A 21,642-nucleotide genomic window follows, 5' to 3' on the forward strand; every position below is an offset into this window, starting at 1 on the left:
ACATAAGAATCGGCAAAAACCTCTAACAATTACCGTGTACATCCTATTATAGCAAGCCGAATTTATATTGGTTTCATTTCATGTAAGGTTTTTCTTTTTCTAAAGGTCTATATACGTTCTTTAAAAATTTGCATACCAAAAACGCTATTCTTTCTACAAAAAGATTCTTTTTTTTCATTTATGAATCAATTTTTCAGCTTAATAGTATGGATAATTCTGGATTAAACCAAAAAAATACTATATGATAATAAAGTGAGAGTTTTACAGTTAATTAATATGGGGTAAATGGGAGGATATAAACATGCTAGATCAAATTACTTGGGGAACGCCAGGCAGCTTATTATGCTTAGGATTCTTTTTTGCGGGGTTAGGAATTTTCTTAAGAAGTATTACTTCATATTCGAAAAACAAATAAAACATCAAAAAAGTGTACATTTTAAGGTATTCACTTGATAAAAACACTAAACAAAAGAATCCTTCCTTTTATAGAAGGATTCTTTTTTATACCTTTCCCCTTTTTAAAGCAACAAATAAGCAATCGGTGTAATGATAAGCAACGTTAATATCGTTCTTTGTACATATAGAATGATAAGTTCTGATACTTTTAACGGAATATCTGTCGATAAAATGCAAGGAATGGAAGCTGAGAAGAACAATATAGATGATACTGAAACGACCGCAATGACAAACTTTGTCACAAGTGGTGCACTAACTACTAATAATGATGGTAAAAACATTTCTGCAATACCAACGGATGCCGCTTTAGCAGCTAAGTCTGCTTCTGGTAATTGTAATAGCCATGTAAAAGGATAAAAAATGTAGCTGACCCAATCAAATATTGGCGTGAACTTCGCTAAGACAATACCAATTAACCCTACAGACATAATCGATGGTAAAATTCCCATCGTCATAATAAAACCATCTTTTAAGTTCACTGCAATATTTTTCATAATGCTCGGTGCAGACTTTGATACCTCTAGCGCATCTTCCCAAGCACGTTCTAGCATTTTCTCTTTATAAATGGGCTCTGGGAACCCTTCTTCCGTTACATATGTATCTGGTTTTCTACTAAGAGGCGGGATTCTTACGGTGATAGCAGTTACGATGAATGTTACAACGAGAGTAGTCCAAAAATAAACATTCCATAAATGCATAATGTCTAATGTTTTTGCGATGATAATCATAAATGTTGCGGATACTGTAGAAAAACCTGTAGCGATGATCGCTGCTTCTTTTGTCGTATACTTTCCTTCTTTATACACGCGATTTGTAATTAATAAGGCCAACGAATAACTCCCCACAAAGGAAGCAACCGCATCGATTGCTGACCGGCCTGGAGTTTTCCATAACGGTCTCATAATGGGACGGCAAAACGTACCGATAAATTCAAGTAATCCGTACCCGACTAATAACGCTAAAAAAGCCGAACCAATCGGAACGAGTAAACTTACCGATATGACTAGTTTCTCATACAAAAACGGCCCTACATCTGGTGCAAAGAACCAAGCTGGCCCTACTTTCAAACAATATAATACACCAAAAACGACGCCAACTACTTTTAAAATCGAGAAGCAAATATCTACGATGGATGCATTCCATTTTTTCGTATAAAACGGATAAATCGCACCCATTATCATAACGAGTAGTGCGTAATAAGGTACGACGCTTGGAACCGAAGCTCTAATCCACGACACGATATGATCAATCATTATGGAAGAAGCACTATTTATCGTAACTGGTACGAAAAACATAAACACCCCAACTAGACTAGCGAGTATAAACCGAAGAATAACCCCCTTCTCACTCCCAGTCTTAATTACATTCCTTTTTAATTCAATTTCACTCAAAATTCGACACCTCCTATTATCTAAATATTCTGTATAATTATATTGAATCCCTTCTTTTCATTTGAAAATTACACAAGCAATAATCTTACATTTTTATTGTCAGTCTCCAAAAATTATCATATAATATCTTTCATACATGTTACATATAATCATTTCAAACATATATTTTGTAACTAAATTATTTCTTTTTTTCAATTTACTCTTTAAATTAACCTACATAAAAATAGAAGGAGAATGGAAATTTGAAAACAATAAAAATAACTATGGCAAGTGCGTTGCTATTTGGTGCTATCATCGCTCCATCTAGTTCTTTCGCTGTGAGTGAAACTGTAACACAAAAAAATAATGCGCAATTGGGGAATTACGAAGACGAAGACGATTACTACTATCAGTTTCCTGATGTTATTGGCTGGGCAAAGCCGTCCGTTGATTATTTAGTAAAGAAAAAAGTCTTATCCGGTTTACCAGACGGTACATTTGGACCTAATCTTGAAATTGATAGAGCTTCTGCCGCAATTATCATGGCAAAAATATTAAACTTACAAATAGACGCTTCAGCAAAGCCATCATTTAAAGATTCTCAAGAACATTGGGCTACTCCTTATATTGCTGCAGTTGAAAAAGCTGGGATTATTAAAGGCATCGGGAATGGAAATTTCGAACCTTCTGGAAAGCTAACGAGAGCTGCTATGGCCTCTATGCTTGTTCATGCATATAACTTAGACAAAAAAGCCACTGAAAAACTACCTACTGTATTCCGAGATTTAAAAGGACATTGGAGTGAAAAATCGGCTAATCTTCTTGTTGCTCTTGGTATTTCACTGGGCTATGGTGGTAGTCATTGGTATCCAGATAACACGATTACCCGTGCAGAAGCTGCAAGTTTAGTTGCTCGCACAGACCAATCGAAAGATAAAGAAATTAAATTAAAGCAAGTTACTATGAAACAACATTATTTTATTTATCCTGAAACCTCTCTTCATTCAGGTATACTTGCTGAATATGCACCACAAACCGTTACTGTATTCGATGAATCTGAAAACGGCTGGATCAAAATTGCGACGGATCATGGGTTAAAGTGGACACCATTAAAAGAGAAACAAGTATACATTGATAAAAACTTTGTTACCTTTGATAGACCGTCAAGAACAGGATACGTGGTTGGTAAATATCCCCCTCAAACTGTAACAGTTGTTGAAGAAAATAGCATCTGGTTAAAAATTCGCACTAGCGAAGGGCTTCAATGGATGAATCCATATTTAAAAGAGGGGGAAGGAAAAGAACTAACATACATACCACGAACATTTTTCGCTTACGATAGCCCTAATTTTTCTTCTAAAATATCTGGAAAGTATGCTCCACAAGGCGGCATCGAAGAATTAGCTATGGGAGATGACGGATGGGTACAAATTCGTACAGATAAAGGACCAAAATGGATAAACATGTCTTATCTCTTACGTCCAAAGCTCCTCTTAAATGTTCCTGCCATTAATCAATTGCCGGAACTACAAAAAGGAAGTGCAGTTGTTTCACTCCAAATGCTTTTAGAATACTATACAGGACGTTCATTAAATAAAGTAGACTTTGCTAATCAAATGCCATTTGATACAACGAGATATCAGATGGCAGAAGGCGGAAAAATTACAGTTTGGGGTGATCCAGACATCGGATTCGTTGGTGACGTAACAGGAAAAAGATTGGGTTACTCTATTAACCCGGCACCATTGAAACAATTACTTGATAAACATGCAAGAGGTACAGATTTAACAGGACAGGATTTCTCTGTATTAGAAAGCTATGTACGTAATGGTAAACCAGTTGTAGCGTGGGTAGGAAACAGAATAACTGCTCCACAACTAGAACAAACTTGGAAAACAACTCAAGGAAAAACCGTAAATGGATACAGAAATGCACATACTATTATCATAACTGGTGTAGATGATCGTAACATTTATTATAATGACCCATTAGACGGTAAAAAAGACCAGCCAATGGTAAAATCCCGATTTGAGCACAGTTATAATCAAATGGGTAAAAAAGCTTTAAGTATCGATTAATCATATAAAAAAGCCTATTTTGATCGTGTGATTCAAAATAGGCTTTTTCTATTACTGTCCATAATCATCCACAATTACTTGAATGACACGATACGATTCTTCTGCCACTATCTTATTACTAATCTTATTCGCATCATACGTAATTAACGCCTTCCAAAGTCCCCACCCTCTCGCTCTATTCCACGTTTCTTCATCTATTTGTAGTACTTCTTTAAATATCTTTCTACTACTTTTATCAAAAAACGTCCATGACATCGCTGCATCACAGGCCGGATCCCCTACTCCTAAAATACCAAAATCAATTACGGCACAAAGCTTTCCGTCCTTAACGAGTAGATTTCCTGGTGCAACATCTCCATGAACCCAAACTTGCTTACGGTTCCATGTTGACTGAAGTGCTAAATCCCAAAGATGCTTTAATACTGTTTCATTAAAAACGTCCTTATTATTTTCAATAGCCCCTCTCGCCTCTTCATCATATACAGATATAAGCCCGCCTCGGTAAAAATTATGTGCTCCAGCTATTGGGCCGTTACTCGCATCAATGGATTGCAATTCCACTAAAAATGATCCTAAGTCCGCCGCAAATTCATTTAGGTCACGAACATTTTGTTTCGTAACAGTATCTCCTTCTACCCACTTATTAATAGACCAAGGCCACGGATATGCTTTAGACGGATTCCCTTTCGCAATTGGAGAAGAAATAGGTAAAAAAAGCTCCTTACTTAATATAGGTAGCCACTTATTTTCTTTCTCTACTTGCGGTACATATGCTGCATCACTTGGCAATCTTACACTCATTTCATCACCTAGGTGGAACGTTCTATTATCATGCCCGCTAAACTTTACAGGTTTCACCTCTAAATGTGCCCATTCAGGAAACTGTTCCCCTATTAACCGTTTAACTAAACCAGTATCAATTTGATTCATTCACTATCCCCTTTTCTTTTGAAACTTACTAAGTCCATCCGTACTGCCAATATATTCAAAACCATTTCTCTTATAAAAATCATTCAATATGCGATTATGCCCTACACAATCTAGTTTTAAAAACTCTTTATCATGTTGTACATTCTCTTCTATCCACTGTAACATCCATTCTCCTATTCCGTTCCCCTTATACTTCCGTTTCACCGCAAATCTATGAATATATAATGAATTAGAAACTTCCTCTTTCCCAAAAATATATTCATCCCATTCATTTTGTTTAGGAGATACTGTAACTGTACCGATAATTTCATCTTCTTTCGTAACCACATATGTATATTTCTCTCTTATACTTTCTAGTATTTCAGCGGTAGCCTCTCCGCTTAACAAATACTGCCACTGATCCACTTCTTTATGTTGTAACCACTGTGCCACTTCTTTTAATAGCGTGATAATGCTATCACTTTCCTCTTCAGTAGCAGTTCGAATTGTATATTCTTTAACTGTGTTTCTCTCCATATTACCGTTCCCCTTTCATATACTTACTTTTCTCTTTACTAATTTCGTTTTTATACATTATATACCAAAATTAGCTACTATATTTACAGCTTGTATTTCACAAAAAAAACGTCCCACTACTAGTGAAACGGTTTTAATTCCTTAAGCATTCACTTCGTCTTCACAAAATAATATAAAAACCACACCGCATGATTTTGTTCATCGGCAGCTATTCTGCGCATTAACTCTTTCAAATGTGCATCCGATGTTTCATCTGAAATTTCTAAGTAAAAATCTACTGTCTTCTGTTCATCTTGTATAGCGAATTCTAATCCTTGTAAATACGTATTTGGACAATCTTCCGTAATTTGTGGTTTCGGCTGCTGACCAGTTAAATTTGTATAGATTTGTACAAAATGATGGAAATGCTTTATTTCATCGTTACGAATTTCAAGAATTTGATTTCGTTCCGCCGTATTTGGAGCCATGTTAGCTAATTTCGCATAGCAACTTATTGCACTAAACTCTCCATTAATTGCTTTCTCAATATCGCGAATCAGCTTATCATTTTGCCTATACGAATCATAATAATTCCAATTATACATTGTATCCCCTCCATTATTCCGCATAACATTTTATGCAATTTGTAATAGCAGGAGCATGTATACAAAAAGAACCACAAATGCGAACTCTTCATTTCCCTATAGACTAATCATTATTTCATCACAAAAAGAACGCTTCACTACGAGTGAAACGTTCTTTTTTCTAAGCGTTTAATTCTGTTTTATGTTCCTTTATTGCACTACGTTTGAAAGCAGTCAATAGAATAATAGCCATACTTACCGCACCAATCCAAACGAGCACAGTAAGAGGTGTACTCCAGCTTAACCCTTTCCCGAAGAAGAATATTTCTCTCAGTCCTTCAATCATAAATCGCATTGGCAACCATGCGTACACCCAGTCTTGATAAAATGGCGACAACATTTCCGGTGCTAATGATAATAACGGTGCCCCAAAGAATAGTAAGAGTGCGAATACACCAATTCCTTTTAGTCCAACTAATGAAAGTACCGCCGATATCATTAAGAAGAAACTAAAGGATGTAATAGATAAAAATAGTGCTGTATCAGTGAAATTTGAAATATTTAATCCTACCATTCCATCCGCAATCCATGTAAGACCGAACCCAATAACAAATGCGGCAATTGCGCCTGTTACGATTTGCTTTAGTTTTAATACGAAGTTTTCGTTTCTTGTACGAATCGGCATTTTACTTATCGCCATAAAGATAATTGCTGCGCTCGCTAAACTTGCAATCCATAACGGTTGGAATAAAGACATTGGCGAATTACCGTTCGCACTATTTTTTCCGGTTTCATTTACATTTGTCACTTTCTTTGTAATCGGTGTTACTACATTTGAAACTTGATCTGCTGTTAATGTAGCTCCTTTTGCTTTTAATCCATCTAGGAGCTGAGTACGAACAGTATTGTTCATATTATCAACGATCCCATTTAACATTTGTCCTGCCATAGATGATGCTGCTGTATTCATCCCTTGATTGATGAATATTTCTACCTCTGGCGAAGATGGCTGTGGTGTTCGTAATGATGCTTGTTTTGTACTAAAGTCTTTTGGAATAACTAATGCTGCGTAATATTCTTGATTATTTAAGCCTTTTTGAACTACTTCTTTATTTTTCACTTCTACCCACTTCACTGCGGGTTCTTCCTCTGATTTTGATGTTTTTTTCATATTATCAACAATCGTTTGCCCTATATTCATCTTCGGTTGATTCGGAATTTCTACTCCTTGATCCTCATTTACAATTGCGATTGGCAAATTTTTCGGCTGAGGCTGAACAGTTGGAAATAACGTTAATGAAAAAATAAAAACAACAAGTAGTGCAATAACTGGTGATAACCATAAAAGTTTATTATTAAACATTTTCTTTTCTCCTCCTATCATTTGATTTATAATAACCAACAACGTGTTGTTTATTTATATTTGAATTATATGTTTGAGTTGAACCTTATACAATAATCAAAAATCGTGAATGTGTCGGTTATAAGACACATTCTTAAAATGTGTTGGCTAAAATTAAGGAGGAACCTATTTTGCGTGATAGTAATTTAGATTTACGTGTTGTTCGCACGAAAACTGCCATACGAAATGCATTTGTGGAATTAATTGAAGAAAAAGGTTTTGACGCCATTACAGTGAAAGATATTACAACGAAAGCAAACATAAATCGCGGTACGTTTTATGCACATTATCAAGATAAGTTTGATTTAATGACGAAATGCCAAGAAGAAATTATGTATAAGTTTTCTAACATTGCTAAACAGAAACTTCCGGAAGTTATTGCCGATCTCGGCTCAAGCCCTTCCCCAACAATGCCGTTTATACTCATCACTTCTATTCTTGAATTTCTAAATGAAAATAGTGATTTTATGAAAGCTGTATTAAGTCCAAAAGGAGATTTATCTTTCCAAACAAAACTGAAAGACTTTATGTGGAAAACAATATTTGAAGATACGAATGGCGCTCTCATTAATAAAGAGAATTTACTTGTCCCAAGCCAATACTTAGCCTCTTATATGGCATCTGCTCATATTGGTGTGATTCAGCAATGGTTAAATAACGGACAAAAAGAAACACCAGAGGAAATTGCTCATATTTTATCAACAATCGCAGTTCATGGACCTTTTTATGCGGCTGGTTTAAAGAAATAAGTCAAGTATATATGAAAAGATCATCCACTATAATAGCGGATGATCTTTTATTTCATTACAACACTTCAATATACCCTTCAGTCCCATGTACCCGTATTTGTTGTCCATCTTTTATTAATTTTGTAGCATTCTCTACTCCAACAACTGCTGGTAATCCATATTCACGTGCAATTACTGCTCCATGAGTCATAAGTCCGCCAACTTCCGTGACTAACCCTTTTATAGACACAAATAATGGTGTCCAGCCAGGGTCAGTAAAAGCAGTAACTAATATATCGTCCTCTTCTAGATTCGCTTCTTCCATGTTTAAAATAACGCGAGCTCTTCCCTCAATCACTCCTGAAGAAACAGGCAAACCTACAATCGCATCAGCTGGGAGGTTTTCTCGTTTATATTTACCTGTAATGATTTCTCCATCAGACGTCATGATGCGAGGAGGCGTTAGTTTTTCATATAATTTGTAATCATTTTTTTGTTTTTGAATAAGCTCGTAATCTAGTTTATTCGTGCGAACAACTTCGTGAAGCTCTTCAAAAGTTAGATAGTATATATCATTAACTTCATGAATGACACCGATCTGCACAAGTTGCTCAGCTTCTTTCAGCAACGCCTGCTTATATATGAAATAACGATTAATCATACCATATTTCGGATATTCACGATAACCGATAAAATTACGTATATTACGAATCATTCGCTTCGTTTCTTCTACCTTTTGTTTTCCATCCGGCAATTGCTGCAATCGCTCTAATAATTCTTCTTCCTTTTTCAAAGCTTCTTGCAGTCCTTCTTCAAATTTCCGTTTACTAGCACCCGCTTCAAAGTCTCTTATATTATTTAAAACCATCGGAATAATTGTAGTTGGCTTTTCACTCCAGCGCGTTTTCGTAATATCAATTTCTCCGCTACATCTCATTCCGTATTTATTTAGAAAAGTTAGAATTGCATCTCGGGCTTCTTCTCCACCTTTAAACTGAACTATTTCATCTAAAAAGTTATCGTTTTCTACATGTTGTAAATGCGCAATAACTTCTGGGTACGGTCGAATCACATCCGCAACATCCATTAATGCTAAACCCATTTCTGACGTAATATTGTTTTGTACCGATTGAGAAAGTGTATCTGCTGCATTTTTTTCGCCTAACCATTGCTCCATCTTTTCATTCATCCATATTGAAGCATTCATACCTGCCATAATGACAGCGATACTTTGCGGGTTAAATAATACTTTCTTTAATTGCTGAATATCTTCCAAAATAAAATCAAGTACATCCGTCCCTGATTTCGTTTGCATGTTTCGTTTTAACTCTTCGATTGATGCTTCACTATTCTGTATTAAATTCGTAACGATTGCCGGATCATTTTCGATTTCTGATTGCGGATTTACAGGTTGCTTACTTTTACTAACAATCTTTTCTTTTTCATCATCCGGCAACAATGTAATAAAATTATCTCGCTCGATTATAGTCGTTAATGCATCTCTTACGAGTGGATCTGATTTTCCTAAAGTATTTATTAAATAATCTCTGCTAGCAGGTGAAGCTAATTGTTGTGTAGCATCAACAAACAGCCGTCCTCCCGCTTTACGCATAGGAGCATTAGTCGTTAACAGGAAAAAAGATAACCCAAGCGGTTTCATCGCATCGGTCATCATTTGTTGGTGACCAACTGATATATACACATGATTTCCCCCATCATTTTCTTCAGGAATTGGATATACAGTCGTAATGGGGCGACTTTGGACAATATAAAATACGTTATCGACTAAACACCATTCTATATCTTGTGGACAGCCAAAATAAGCTTCAATCTGTCTTCCGATCTGTTCTAGTTGTAATATTTGTTGTTCAGACAATGTTTGAACCTTTTGCTGAGCCGGATCAATTTGTTTCGTCTCTGTTCCGCCCTCTTTTACAGCATAAATAGCTAATTTTTTAGTCGCTATCATCGTTTCGGTAATTTTGCCTTCTTTTACTTTATAATTATCGGCAGAGGCCAGTCCTGATACTAACGCCTCACCAAGTCCAAAACTGGCATCAATTGATAGCACCTTTCGGTTAGAAGTAACCGGATCAGCCGTAAATAAAATTCCCGAAGCCTCAGGGAAAACCATTTTTTGAACGACAACACATATAGAAACTTGATTATGTTCAAAACCATTTTGCATGCGGTACATAACGGCTCGCTCTGTAAATAAAGACGCCCAGCACTTTCTTACATGCTGCAAAATCGCTTCTTTTCCGATAATATTTAAATACGTATCTTGTTGACCAGCAAATGAAGCATACGGTAAATCTTCAGCCGTCGCACTAGAGCGCACGGCATACGCATGTTCATTTCCAAAACGTGAGAGATACTGAGTTACTGCTTCCACTACATCAGTAGGGATTTGTACTGCCATAATGACTTCTCTAATCTTCTTGCTAACTTCACCAATTTGAGCTCGGTCTTCACGCTTCAACTTGGTTAGCTGCTGCAACAAAGTACGAAAATCTTCATTTTGCTCGATGGCCTTTTCATATCCTACTGTTGTCACACAAAATCCTTCTGGCACTTGTATCCCTTGAATATTAGATAACTCCCCTAAATTCAATCCTTTTCCACCGACAAGTGAAAGCTGCACCTTTTCTATTTCCTGAAAATCGAGAACGAAAGAACTCATATAACATCTCTCCTTACTTTGCATGTGTTCTTGATTGTAGCAGGAGTAAATGAGAAGAAACAGTCTATTTTGAACTTGATTTACATGATATAATTAAGTTAGGAAGAGATTAAATAATGCCCTAGTTGCATAATGAAGCAACTAGGGCTTCTTATTTCCTCTCGATTTTAAATTACAATTTGCTCACAACTAACTTCAATGTATTTCTGTTTTGCCCCTTTATTATAGAAACGCCATGAATTATCACTCACAATTCTTACCTCAACAAATGGTACATAACTCGAAATACGCCTTAGTTTAACCTCCTGTGAGCCTTTTCACAGGAGGTTTTATACATACATATATTATTTATAATTAACCCGTTCTCCTATTTTTCAAAAGCGTATTTCGTGTCATAATAACGCTTTTTAGAATTTATATATACCTTCTAATTTTTCTAAAAAAGGATGATTGTATTGGAAATGAAAAAGCTTCAAGGAATGTATGATGATGTTATTAGTTTAGGGGAAAATTGTTATACTGCTATTCATCTAAAAAAATATAAGCTGCGGAAATATTCAGGTCCTCTAGATTGGTTTGTATCACCGAATCTTTCTTCTATCAACAAATTATTGAAAAATAATTTCGTAGACTTTATGGATTTAAAAAACATGCAAGCAATGCCAGAGAAAAATGTCGTGTTTAATGATGGCGTGATACAACCTGTTTTTTCTCATATTATAAAAGATACAAAATATAACGTAACATCTTATCATGATTTTCCTGTTATTCCGAATAAAGATTGGTTCATCACATACCATGATTTTAAACAAAAATTAGATCGAAGAATTGATAACCTTTACGAAAGAATTCATAATTCTCAATCCATTTTATTTGTTAGATGGGGCGGAAGCTTGACTGAAGCGCTTGAATTACAAACAGTTTTATCAAATATTGTTAAAAATAATTTTAAGATTCTTTTCCTCCATCCAACAGGACTTGAAAATGAAATAAACGAATTAGAATGGGGGCTTGATCATGTTTTGCCCATTCAAGTTTCAAGTAATTATCAAAATAAAAGAACTTGGTATGTCCTCTTAAAAGACATACACTTACACTCAAAAAAATAATATAAACTACGACTTTAAAATCAATATTCTTTGGTTACATTTTATATAAATTGACATATCTCCCCCTTAATTTTAAGACTAAATTATTATTTTTTGTAATCCCCCACTCATTCTTTTCTCAAATGCTCCAAAATGGATTTTCAAAATTAGGGAACTATAATGTGTATGAAGATAACTTAAGGGGGATAAAAAGTGGACAATGAGATGAATTATGGAAGTGATTATAAGTTTATTCCAGCAACTTCAATTGAAAGTGGTCATGGCATCGACGTATTGCCTGATTTATTTTGTTACAGTGAAATGGGAATACCCATATACAGTAATTACTCAGGAAAAAAATAAGCGATTATCAAAAAAAACGGGTTACGCTATATAAAAGCATAACCCGTTTTTTTCCGCTTATAAGCGGAAACAGGTCTTTCATTTTGTCATCGACGACTTTTGTTAATTCCTTCCTATATAGAAGGGATTATTATTCTTTTAATAGAATTAGATTCACTATTAAAGATGAATCTATATTTTAAATTATACGGAAAAACCTATTTTACAAAAGGAAATGACTTGTGCCTTCATTTTACTAATTAGCTTGTTGACAAGTTTTTCGAAAATTGAATCGAAATACAATTTAATTTATAGATAACAGGCTATTGTAAGCATTAATTTTACCATAGCCAAATTGAAAGTCCTTCCCGTCATTACCTAAATCAACAGTTCCATCTTTTAAGTATTGAATGACCTGTTTTGAATTTGGTTTTTGGTGATGGATTTCTTGGTACTTTGAAATGATTAAAGCTGCTGTAGCACTTACTTGAGGTGAAGCTAAACTAGTACCTAAGGAGAGTGTATATCCTGTAGGTATTCCTAAACCTTTTTCTATTTCAGAAATTTCTATATAATTAGAAGACGTCGTGAGAATCCATTCATTAAAATCAATTTGGAAATCATTATTGAAATCAGGTCCATAATCTCCGGAAGGAGCTGAAAAATCAATAACATTTCCATAATTAGAGTAAGAAGCTAGTGTATTATTTTTTTTGTTGCTTGAAACTGTAATAACATTTTCAAGACTGCTAGGTAGATATATTTGAAAGTCTTTTTCTCCATCTGGACTAGTTGTTTCCAATGGCTGATCTAGATTAATACCATGGTTTCCTGCTGAAGCGACAATTATGCAGCCCTTACTTTCAGCATATTCAATTGCTTTTTTGTACGCTCGTATTGTTGCTTGATCAGAGCTTTTTTCTACCGATTTAAATGTACCTAAACTTAGATTGATTATGTCATTTTCATCTCTGGCTGCTTGTACTATAGCTTGAATTACCCATTTCGACTCACCATTTTTTTCTCCAATTACTTTGTATGGAACAATTTGAGTATCAGGGGATATACCTTTCATATTTCCCTTACCTGAAATGATACCTGCTACCTGAGTACCATGCCCCAATTTATCTTCTAAGCTAGAATCTCCTTCTACAAAAGATTTTGCTTTACTTAAATTAATACTATGTTTTAAATCCGGATGCATAGTGTCTACACCGCTATCTATCAATGCAATAGAGGTGTTACTATTTCCTTTACTTATACTATATGATTGATAGTTATTCGTCACATCTGATATATTCCATGTATACTTAGTATATAAATTATTAGTCTTATCTGTATTTATAGTAATAGGATTAGATAGGAAACTATATTTTCTCATTTGATGTTTTATTGACTTTTTGGGCAAAGTTATTTTTGAACTTTCTCCATAACAGTCAACAGAATTCGGGAATTTATTTTTTATGTTTTTTAAGACAGATTGCATTTTTTTTGAATTGTCTAATGTTAAATTAATCATTCCAATTTCTTTCACACTATCTGTTTGAATGTTAGAAAAATTCGCATTTATAAACGCTTCTATTTTCTCCGTTTCATTCGAATTTTTTAATAATAAAAAAAAGATATTAGTATTTATTTCTGCTTTTACTTTATATGGGGCATTAAATAAAGGAGAACAGATAGTTAATAATATTGTTATAAGAAATGCCTTTTTAATCATATCCATGTATATTCCTCCGTTTTTAATCATATTCATTTAATAATTTTTGATTGATAGTATTTTTATTTAATTTAAGATAACTAAAAAACACTTAAATTTAACATTTGTTCCAAAAAATTATTAAAAGAATTAAAAAGCAACCATATCGTTTATATTGAAAAAACATATAATTAAAAAACACGTTATTTATTTTCTAACTGCAAAATTGCTACAATATAGTTTTATGTATATTGTTTTCGTAATACAGTCTTATATTCAGATAAACCAACCATTAAGCCCTCTTTTTTCTTTTATAAAATCAAAGACTTGTTGTGGTATAGAATCAAAAATATTTTATGAAAAATAGGAATTTTAATTATTTACTACATCAGCATGGTATCTGTCTTTTAAATCAAGCGACTAAGTAGTATCTTAGGTGAAGCTATTGAAGCAATTTTTTATAAGGTGTAAGAATAAGCTTGATGCATCGATATATTCCCAAAATCAATACAATGATGCAGTGAATCTTAGGATAAATGTAAACGGGCCAAATATCTCTAAAGAATATTTTGTGTTATTCTTATATAACTACTGTACGTATTCTATCCATATGCATCTCCTATTACACAACAAACATAAACTACTAAGCGAATATAAAATAAGGTACATAATTAAAGATTTCTCTTTATTTTTTCATTAAGCATTACACAAAAACACCCAAAAATCATCAAAAGCCCCCCTTCGGTCATTCAATCTCCTAAAGCAAAATAAGTGAACATCTCATCTATATGAGAAAAGTATTTTTGATATTTTTGGGTGTAATTTATAAATATATCTCTTCTACTCATCAGGTAGTACTATAAGAAACTGAAAACTTTCAGTATTTATTTGCTACGCTTACTAACCTAGTAATAGAATTTCATCCCAACGAGCTTCCTGACTTTTTATACAACTCACCAATGAAAGCAATACACCAGCAACCCCTTCAAGAAACCCTATTTTCTCCTCTCTTTTAAAACTGTTATTTTGATATATTACGTCATAAAATCCATATTCAGACTTACTATCGAATTGATTAATTAATACTTTCAGTAATTCAGTTTTCCGTTTTTCAAGAAGATTCCTTAACTTACAATCTTCTTGGATAACCTTAGAATGAGAAAGTCGATTTAAAATTTGCATATTCCCACCATAGCCATGACATAAGATAGATGATTTAACATTCATCTTTTCAACAGGAACTGTGACTAACGAATACAGCAACTCACTTGTCATCTCTTTCATTTCCTCTCTCTCCAGTGCCTCATACGCCAGTGATAATGCCCTTGCAATTCCAAAACTTCCATAACACCATGCATCGAATCTCCCATCTTCCTCTTTATTACAACTTACTCCATTTAGAATATCCTCCAATCCCAACATACGTTTGAAATAATAACCATATCCATCTTTGGATGCCATTCGGTGTAAAGTTTGAAAAAGTATATCAATTGCCTGAGATTGCCCTTTGACAACAATTCCTTTGGTTATTGCCAAAGAAAGTAACGCAAGAGGGCCAGCAATACCATGAGATAGCCCAAGATTCATATAACCGGAAGTAAACCTTAGTTTGTCCTCCTCAACAATGATGGTTTCTGGCGGTGAAAAGAAATTTGTTACTTTTTCTCCTTCTACAAGTTTTTCGGTTGCTAGATGCACCAGATGAGTCAAAATTCTTTCGAGTAATTTTTTCATTCCTGGATGTCGGCTTTCCAAGGCATAACGTCCTATACCGGTTATTCCCATTACAAGATCATAACAAAATTCAAATGATCCAAATGGTAAATCTTCATGTTTTTTTTCAACTTGTTCCATGAATGAATCAGCCAATTTGTATAGATGATCATCAAGTGTGTTGAGCATAGAGGAATATCTTGTCCCCTCCTTAGAAGCCAAGAGAACAGTATAATTGATACCAGAAAACCCATTAAATAAGGAAACATTTCCTTGTATATCAGCCGTTTCTAATAAGTCCCTTAATTTAATCATATACTGATGGGCTACATTATCAAAATTTTTGTCTGGATAATATCTATCCATTTCGGAAAAAAGAATAATAAGGCCCGGATACCCATGGGATAAGGATAATGGATTCCAAGGTTGCAAGTTTTTTCTTTCAAATTCAAATTCTACTAATTCCGGATTTGAAAGTTTTCTCACTAATTTTTGTATGATTATTTCAACTTCACTATTGATTGCAGAAACACTACCATTCATGTTGAATCCTCCTATCATTGATTAAGAAGTAACACTTAATTCCGCTTCGTTTCCTTTAACATATCGGCCAGCCTGAGCATTATATAATCTATTGTACAGATCGCATCTTTCCAATAATTGTTCATGAGTCCCAACGTCATGAATTCTACCATCCTTTAAAACAACAATTTTGTCAGCATGTATAACATTAGACAAACGATGCGAAATGAAAAGGCCTATTTTATTACTGCAAATCTCTTTAAAATTGTTGAAAATTTCCTCTTGGGAGAATCCGTCAATAGATGAAGTAGGTTCATCCATAACATATATTTCTGCATCTCTGATAAACGCTCTAGCAATAGCTAATTTCTGCCATTGACCTCCAGAAAGCTGTACACCTCCTTCAAACCAGACACCTAATTGGGAACTATACTTTTCTGGAAGAGATTGAAGAAACTCCTCTGAGCATGAAAGGCAAGCTGCTCTCTGAACATCCTTCTTTCCATATTCAGTACCACCTAGAGTTATATTTTCATAAGCGGTCAGCTCATATCTATTAAATTCCTGGAACACAACACTTAATTTTGACTTCCACTCTTTTATTTCAAATTGTTGAATCAATTTTCCCTTGTACGTAATCGTCCCCTCAGTAGGGTTAAATAACCTACTGATTAATTTTGTTAACGTTGATTTACCTGAACCGTTCTCACCGACCAAAGCAACTATTTCACCAGGTTTTATCGTAAGACTAATGTTTTGTAAGGCTGCTTCTGCTCTATTTGGATATGTGAAAGAAACATCATTAAACCGCAAGGATGATTCATCTATTTCCATGTCATTTGGTATAGTGGGTTGCATTAAACCCTTTATTTGTGTAGATTCAGGTAGATCCATAAAGGAAAAAAGTTGGTTTAAAAAGAGATTGTTTTCATAAAGACCAAAACATAGCCTTAAGACGGAAGATGATTGAGCCTGCGTCCTGTTGACAGCCTGGATATATGCAACAAGAGAACCAATTGCAATCAAGCCCATATAAGCTTCATAAATAAGATACAACAATACAAAACCAACAATGGTTATTGTCAGTAAATCAAAAATGGTAGTCGTCCTGAACCTTCGCATCGTCATCTTCTTATTCTCCTTAAAGATTCGATTGTAGGTCTCCACATATTTCCTCTTCATAGTATCAGTCTTATCAAAAGTTTTTATTTCCTTCACATTTTGGTCAGTCGTCATTAAAAGCGTAATATAGTATAAAATTCTTCTCTTTGATGCCTGAAAAAAACTGAGCATAAATTCCTGTCGTCCCAGCTTTAGGAAGGAAAATGCAGATAATAAAGGGATAATTAGTAATACGATTATTAGCCACCACTTCCATACTATTAGTATCACTGCTACCGATGCTAAAGTAACCAAACCACTAATGATTCCAAGGGTTTGATCGAAGATCTGGAAGGGACGGTATGTGGATTCATTCCTCGCTCTTTGTATGTTGTCATAAATCTCATGGTCTTCAAAATATTCATAAGGTAATACGGATGCCTTTTCAATAATCCTCATGTCTATCTCTTTAGTTAACAATTCTTGATAAATAGTCTTCACAGTATTCATTAACGTATCAAGGATTGTCGAAACTATCATCAATCCCATATACAGGCCAAACAGGCCAAATACGATTTTTGTATCATTTTCCTGACTGATCTGATTAACTAGTCTCTCCATCAGGATAATCATAGCTGCTGGTATAAGACCATTAATGATAGATAAGATGAGAATTCCTATAAAGTAGCTTTTTTTTGCCATCCAGATAAGACGGTACATTCGAGGCCACGCTCGGAATGTATCTAGGAAATTACCTATACTTATTTTCTCCCTCGGCATAGACATTGTTGTTCCCCCTTTCTATTCAAATTTATACGTTATTCATTAGAATTTATTAATTTAATGATAATTCTGTCCTAAAGGATTCTTTATTCTTAATGTAGATATGGGATCTAGTCGTTAATTTTATGAGGGCCCTTACTTCATCCTCTATTTTATTTGGGCCTAACAATCGGTTACAGTGCATGTGGACAAGACTGTCAATCAATATGCTTATTTGCTGTGGAATTATATGTCCATTCTGGATGGATTCCTTTATACTTTTGACTAATAATTGGATGTACTTTTTTCTTGGTTCTAGTATTGAAAGCAATTCTTCCCCCCCTACATAATTTCTCAAGCTGGCCCAATTATCCATAATGTTAAGAAGCGGTATCAACTTTTCCTTACTTCTTCTGAAGTTTTCCATAAATTTGTTAAGATTGGATTCATGAAATATATCTTGATGAATTTCTTCAGTGGTTAAACCAAAAGAATCTAACATCTCCACTATGCTGATTGCCGCTACTATTTCTTTATTAAATACATTTCCGTTTTGTTTATTATTAAGAAATTTAAGAAGGTTAGCGGCGACAACACTATCAGTCCAGAATACATCTTCGACCTGCTCAATCAAGCCTGTTCCCCCGTATCTTTCAAGTTCCCTTTCATATGGGCTAAGAGAATAGGTTTGTAGATACCCATTATGTATGTTAGCTTTTGCGAATGTGTTGACTTTGGCAATCACCGATCCATTCAACTTATAAGGCGGACCGAATAATCTCAATCTTATATGTGGCTCAGGGTCCAAATATCTAATAAAAAACCACTTATCGATTTCCCCACTCCGTCTCAAACTCTCCCCAAACTCCAACAGTTCTTGGTTGATGAACTCTTCCTGTTCTCCCAAGGAGCCATATAATTTTATATGGAGGCATTCTTCCCCTGGATATATCGTTCTTTTGACAGTACTATGATGTACATCCTGTACATTAAGATCTAGATAGTTTGAGAAGGTAGCCTCTCTTCTAATTACAGGAATCACCACTTCCATGATATGTTTACCTTCATCACTTTCAACAATTCTATCTTCAAATGTACCTATGAATTCTTGCAGTTCAAATTGTTGATTTTTCTTGACTTCATTTACTAACTCTTTAAAGTGTGCGGGGTTATGTAAATCTATCAGTAATCTGAGATCAGAAAATGTCAAATAAACATACCGAGGAATATCCCAGTCCTTAAGCCATTTTTTTATACCATCTTCTAGACCTAATTCACAATATGCAGGGTCTATCCTTAATTTTAGGTCTTGGAATCTCCATGTCTGTGGATATAGGATTATATTTTTTCGTTTTACCCTAGGTAGATATTCGTTATATTGCAATACTCCCCAATTAAACAATCCCCAATTGGCATATTGAGTCGCAGTAAGTTCTAATAAGAATTTACATAGCTTCGGGGCATTATGATAGTTATACATATTACTAGCGATTACTCGGATTTCTTTATTAAGGGTTCGGGACTTTATTAAAAGTCTGTCCGGGGTGGCCATTAAGAAAAGGTCACTCAAATCAACCTGCTTTGCCTTACCATTCCTTATTCCAGTCATACTTAACTCATATTCAGTAGGAGTGACTCCCTGCATAACGTTCCCCACCCTTCCCCCCGTAGGTATATAAGTGAGTTCAACATATTCCAAATGACAATTCTGAATCCTTACTTTTTGGTGGCTTTCTAAAAACTTATTCTTTAATTGATAATCATTATATAAAAAACGTCCACTTGACTTTCCTACCCCCTGTGCACCAGCCTGCGGATTTAATACGATTCTATAACCCTCGGATCCGTTCCGTATTATTTCAGCATAGATGTCAACCCCTTCTGGTGTTTCTCCGATAAAATTTTCTGAAGAAATTGTATCAAGAACCTCATTCGTTAGTATTATTTCCCTTTCCCCCTGCTTTATCGCATTAGAAACAAGGTTATTTAGAATAATTTGCTTCGAAGCATCCAAAGACAGCATCATTCTATTCAATTTTTCACTTTGATTTAATCCATCATCATTTTCTGGGAATCCTATCCCTTTCTCAGCACTGATAGCATCCATCAAAGGAACTTCTCTGAACACTCCGTATGTTTCAATAAATTTATTCTTGTACTGATTCATTCTCTCATTCTTAGAATCACGGTTTAGCTTCCATAAGCATTCGGCAGCGTCCGCTATTTCATCCTTCATTTTTTCAGGCAAGACATTCCTTTCTGTCTTTATAAAAGAATCTATTTGCAACGGGGTTATACATTTAAATAGTTTCTTCATATCTGTAGAAAGTGCATGGAATTCCTGTCCCAGCGGTAGAATATTTTCTTCGTTATACTTGTCTATAGAACTTTTGATTTGTTGAATTTCATCAATACATTCTAAATTACGAGAAAGACCATTATTCTTCCTAACTTTGTAAACGTTATTCAGTACAGAGTTAATGTAATCCAATGGATTAATATCATTCATTGGTGGTTTCAATTCAGTATAAAGGATTTCTTGATTCACTAATTGTTTCAAATAGCTATATATAACATCTTGATCTACATCAGGGTATTCATTAAATAACTCCCTCTCTAATTCCTTAAAGAAGATGGGAGCCTCTGTTAACATTAAAACTTTTTCCAGCACAGCCGTATAAGCTACAGAAATTTCCTTTTCGGCATTCCCCTTACTTCGACCGTGTAAACTCATAAACTTGATATTCAACCTTTTCCCCACTTTATGTAATGACATATTCTTCCTGACTCTTAAGTAAGGTAGTACATCATCATTCTGTTCAAGAACTCTGACAACGCCTAATAGCCATTCCATATCAGGCCTTGTCCTTCTGTCAAATCTATTTACTATTTTTATGTCAAAAGATGCTTCAGCTGAAAACCTGCCCGTTGCAATACCCGAAAATAGGCCGAAAGGAGTGGGACGGGAACAACTACGGAGTGCATATTTCATTAGACTCGATATGATTTGTCTGTTTTTTTTCGATTCCTTATTTTGAAGAATTGAATCCATTTTTTTTAAGAACATTTCATAAAGATTAGGACTGGAAACAGAAATGGCCGACCTAAGAAACATATCCTCTCTGAAGTGTCTTAACATTTCATCTTCATCGCTTTTTGATAGATTACTAAAATAGTTTAGAGATTTAGAGGGAGTTCTTAACATATAATAATCTTCGGTTTCGAATACAGCATGTCCACGATTACCTATTTTTTCAATTTTGCTCATCTTAACCTACCTCGTTTCTTTTACGTTTAAGTAGAAAAGAGCTGAATTCAGCTCTTTAAACTGGAATCAGCTCCTCGAATTTTAGAAACATCCTCGGCACGTAATACGTGTGCAATATCTTACGCTTAATATTATAGCCTGAACACAAGGTGCTGAAGTTGTAACAGTATTAGGATCTACATCACCATTTGTTGAAGAAGATTTAATCTTCACATCTAAGTCAAACTGATTAGCATTATTCATTTTAGTTCCTCCTTTCCTTAATTTTCAGAACTATCATACAACTAGCTCTTGTTTTTATTTTACATTTTTTACACTAACTGTCAAATGTTTTTTATTAGATATACCTCATTTTTTATAATAATTTTACGATTATATAAAAGTGGAATATTAACAAAAAACTGAATATTCTTATCATATC

Annotated in this window: 13 protein-coding genes and 2 pseudogenes; 5 read left to right on the forward strand and 10 right to left on the reverse strand. The window is 34.5% G+C overall.

The features are described 5' to 3' along the window. Positions 1–518 precede the first annotated feature (518 nt). Positions 519–1,847 carry a YjiH family protein gene (locus MR079_RS00620; protein WP_242293295.1) on the reverse strand — a complete coding sequence of 443 codons (1,329 nt, stop codon included), beginning with the start codon at positions 1,845–1,847 and terminating at the stop codon, positions 519–521. A 242-nt stretch (positions 1,848–2,089) separates the two neighbouring features. On the opposite strand from MR079_RS00620, the gene MR079_RS00625 reads away from it, so the two are divergent. Then, the gene (locus MR079_RS00625; protein ID WP_242293296.1) at positions 2,090–3,904 is read left to right on the forward strand and encodes an S-layer homology domain-containing protein; all 1,815 of its coding nucleotides are present in this window, start codon (positions 2,090–2,092) and stop codon (positions 3,902–3,904) included. 51 nt (positions 3,905–3,955) lie between these two features. Here MR079_RS00625 and MR079_RS00630 read toward each other — a convergent pair whose 3' ends face one another. The 4 genes from MR079_RS00630 to MR079_RS00645 form a co-directional block, all read right to left on the reverse strand. Beyond that, on the reverse strand, positions 3,956–4,834 hold the full coding sequence (locus tag MR079_RS00630; RefSeq protein WP_242293297.1) for an aminoglycoside phosphotransferase family protein: 879 nt from the start codon (positions 4,832–4,834) through the stop codon (positions 3,956–3,958). A gap of 3 nt (positions 4,835–4,837) precedes the next feature. Then, a complete protein-coding gene (locus MR079_RS00635; protein ID WP_242293298.1) occupies positions 4,838–5,350 on the reverse strand; it encodes a GNAT family N-acetyltransferase in 513 nt (170 codons plus the stop codon). 149 nt (positions 5,351–5,499) lie between these two features. Further along, positions 5,500–5,934, reverse strand: a complete 435-nt coding sequence (locus MR079_RS00640; RefSeq protein ID WP_073530846.1) for a ferritin-like domain-containing protein — start codon at positions 5,932–5,934, stop codon at positions 5,500–5,502. A gap of 160 nt (positions 5,935–6,094) precedes the next feature. Further along, positions 6,095–7,276 carry a YhgE/Pip domain-containing protein gene (locus tag MR079_RS00645; RefSeq protein ID WP_242293299.1) on the reverse strand — a complete coding sequence of 394 codons (1,182 nt, stop codon included), beginning with the start codon at positions 7,274–7,276 and terminating at the stop codon, positions 6,095–6,097. A 170-nt stretch (positions 7,277–7,446) separates the two neighbouring features. Between MR079_RS00645 and MR079_RS00650 the strand changes: the two genes are divergently transcribed. Then, complete coding sequence (locus MR079_RS00650) at positions 7,447–8,064, forward strand: TetR/AcrR family transcriptional regulator (RefSeq protein WP_277932953.1); 618 nt, start codon at positions 7,447–7,449, stop codon at positions 8,062–8,064. Positions 8,065–8,119: 55 nt separating this feature from the next. On the opposite strand, the gene ppsA is transcribed toward MR079_RS00650, so the two are convergent. After that, on the reverse strand, positions 8,120–10,726 hold the full coding sequence (ppsA, locus tag MR079_RS00655) for a phosphoenolpyruvate synthase (protein WP_242293301.1): 2,607 nt from the start codon (positions 10,724–10,726) through the stop codon (positions 8,120–8,122). Between the two features lie 446 nt (positions 10,727–11,172). Between ppsA and MR079_RS00660 the strand changes: the two genes are divergently transcribed. Both MR079_RS00660 and MR079_RS00665 read left to right on the forward strand, forming a co-directional pair. Then, the gene (locus MR079_RS00660) at positions 11,173–11,835 is read left to right on the forward strand and encodes a DUF1796 family putative cysteine peptidase (protein WP_242293302.1); all 663 of its coding nucleotides are present in this window, start codon (positions 11,173–11,175) and stop codon (positions 11,833–11,835) included. 192 nt (positions 11,836–12,027) lie between these two features. Beyond that, positions 12,028–12,132: pseudogene (locus MR079_RS00665) on the forward strand (MBL fold metallo-hydrolase); the annotation flags it as partial. 328 nt (positions 12,133–12,460) lie between these two features. On the opposite strand, the gene MR079_RS00670 reads toward MR079_RS00665, so the two are convergent. After that, complete coding sequence (locus MR079_RS00670; RefSeq protein WP_242293303.1) at positions 12,461–13,882, reverse strand: S8 family serine peptidase; 1,422 nt, start codon at positions 13,880–13,882, stop codon at positions 12,461–12,463. Positions 13,883–14,471: 589 nt separating this feature from the next. Between MR079_RS00670 and MR079_RS00675 the strand changes: the two are divergent. After that, positions 14,472–14,718, forward strand: a pseudogene (locus tag MR079_RS00675) (IS4 family transposase); the annotation flags it as partial. A gap of 37 nt (positions 14,719–14,755) precedes the next feature. Here the strand turns inward: MR079_RS00675 and MR079_RS00680 are convergent. The 3 genes from MR079_RS00680 to MR079_RS00690 are packed head-to-tail and all read right to left on the reverse strand — an operon-like array spanning position 14,756 to position 21,221. Beyond that, on the reverse strand, positions 14,756–16,111 hold the full coding sequence (locus MR079_RS00680; RefSeq protein WP_242293304.1) for a lanthionine synthetase C family protein: 1,356 nt from the start codon (positions 16,109–16,111) through the stop codon (positions 14,756–14,758). A gap of 21 nt (positions 16,112–16,132) precedes the next feature. Then, a complete protein-coding gene (locus MR079_RS00685) occupies positions 16,133–17,977 on the reverse strand; it encodes an ABC transporter ATP-binding protein (RefSeq protein ID WP_242293305.1) in 1,845 nt (614 codons plus the stop codon). Between the two features lie 49 nt (positions 17,978–18,026). Next, entirely contained in the window at positions 18,027–21,221 is a 3,195-nt protein-coding gene (locus MR079_RS00690) for a lantibiotic dehydratase (RefSeq protein ID WP_242293306.1), read from the reverse strand. Positions 21,222–21,642: the final 421 nt, after the last annotated feature.

This window comes from Bacillus cereus group sp. BfR-BA-01381, from assembly GCF_022663555.1.
In the GTDB taxonomy this organism is placed as follows: domain Bacteria; phylum Bacillota; class Bacilli; order Bacillales; family Bacillaceae_G; genus Bacillus_A; species Bacillus_A pacificus.

Coding starts and splice junctions, on each gene's coding strand:
- MR079_RS00630 (WP_242293297.1), bottom strand. CDS start 4,834: ATGAATCAAATTGATACTGGTTTAGTTAAACGGTTAATAGGGGAACAG.
- MR079_RS00685 (WP_242293305.1), bottom strand. CDS start 17,977: ATGTCTATGCCGAGGGAGAAAATAAGTATAGGTAATTTCCTAGATACA.
- MR079_RS00670 (WP_242293303.1), bottom strand. CDS start 13,882: ATGGATATGATTAAAAAGGCATTTCTTATAACAATATTATTAACTATC.
- ppsA (WP_242293301.1), bottom strand. CDS start 10,726: ATGAGTTCTTTCGTTCTCGATTTTCAGGAAATAGAAAAGGTGCAGCTT.
- MR079_RS00680 (WP_242293304.1), bottom strand. CDS start 16,111: ATGAATGGTAGTGTTTCTGCAATCAATAGTGAAGTTGAAATAATCATA.
- MR079_RS00690 (WP_242293306.1), bottom strand. CDS start 21,221: ATGAGCAAAATTGAAAAAATAGGTAATCGTGGACATGCTGTATTCGAA.
- MR079_RS00660 (WP_242293302.1), top strand. CDS start 11,173: ATGATTGTATTGGAAATGAAAAAGCTTCAAGGAATGTATGATGATGTT.
- MR079_RS00640 (WP_073530846.1), bottom strand. CDS start 5,934: ATGTATAATTGGAATTATTATGATTCGTATAGGCAAAATGATAAGCTG.
- MR079_RS00635 (WP_242293298.1), bottom strand. CDS start 5,350: ATGGAGAGAAACACAGTTAAAGAATATACAATTCGAACTGCTACTGAA.
- MR079_RS00645 (WP_242293299.1), bottom strand. CDS start 7,276: ATGTTTAATAATAAACTTTTATGGTTATCACCAGTTATTGCACTACTT.